This window comes from Nocardia sp. 852002-20019_SCH5090214 (genome assembly GCF_001665865.1).
GTDB classification, from domain to species: Bacteria; Actinomycetota; Actinomycetes; order Mycobacteriales; family Mycobacteriaceae; genus Nocardia; species Nocardia nova.
Genome location: NZ_LZMK01000347.1, coordinates 1 through 640 on the forward strand (window position 1 = coordinate 1; position 640 = coordinate 640).

Annotated in this window: 2 protein-coding genes; both read right to left on the reverse strand. The window is 70.8% G+C overall.

Annotated features, from left to right (window positions below):
• Positions 1-287, reverse strand: a 287-nt coding sequence (locus A5780_RS27385; RefSeq protein WP_156769685.1) for a hypothetical protein, incomplete at its 3' end; no start/stop codon positions are given.
• The coding region (locus tag A5780_RS27390; protein WP_231983110.1) for a hypothetical protein at positions 287-640 on the reverse strand (354 nt) is incomplete at its 5' end. The genes A5780_RS27385 and A5780_RS27390, both read right to left, overlap by 1 nt.

Here is a 640-nt window from a genome sequence, read left to right on the forward strand (position 1 = left end):
AGCGCGGCCGCGGTGACACCCGCCAGGCTGCCGCCGATGATCGTGCCTAACGCGGCGGTGGCCTCACCGGTCCACGCCAGATCGTGGGTGGCCAGCAGATGCCAGCCCAGCCCGACCGGGTTGCGCAGCGGCACATCCTGTTTCGGGCCGCCGTACATCGGAGCCGCCCACACCGCCGCACCGCCCAACTCGATCAGCGACGGCACACCCACCGCGACCGTGGCGATACCAGCGAGTTCGTGGTACTCGCCCCCCGACATCGTCGGGTTTTTCACGCTGCGATCCATCAGGCCACCGCCTCAGTAGCGGCGGCCTCGGCGTAGACGCGCTGCGCGGTGGCGTAGTTGCACCCCAGCTGGCGGCCGATCTCCGACCACGACAGCCCTCCACCGTCCCGCAGCTCGACCACACGCTCGGCCAGTTCGGCCGGGGTGCCGTCGAACTTGCGGCGCGAGAAGTCGTGCAGCGGAGCCGGTTTCCCGGTCGCGGCGACCACACGCAACTGGTCGATGGCCTCTTCGCGCTTGCTGGCATCGGCACCGGCGCTGGGCATCCGCACCGAGGCGAACACCCCATCGGTGACCGGCTCAGGGCTCGCGAGAGCGAAACCAGCGCAGCGCGCCAGCATCGGGCAGGCCCT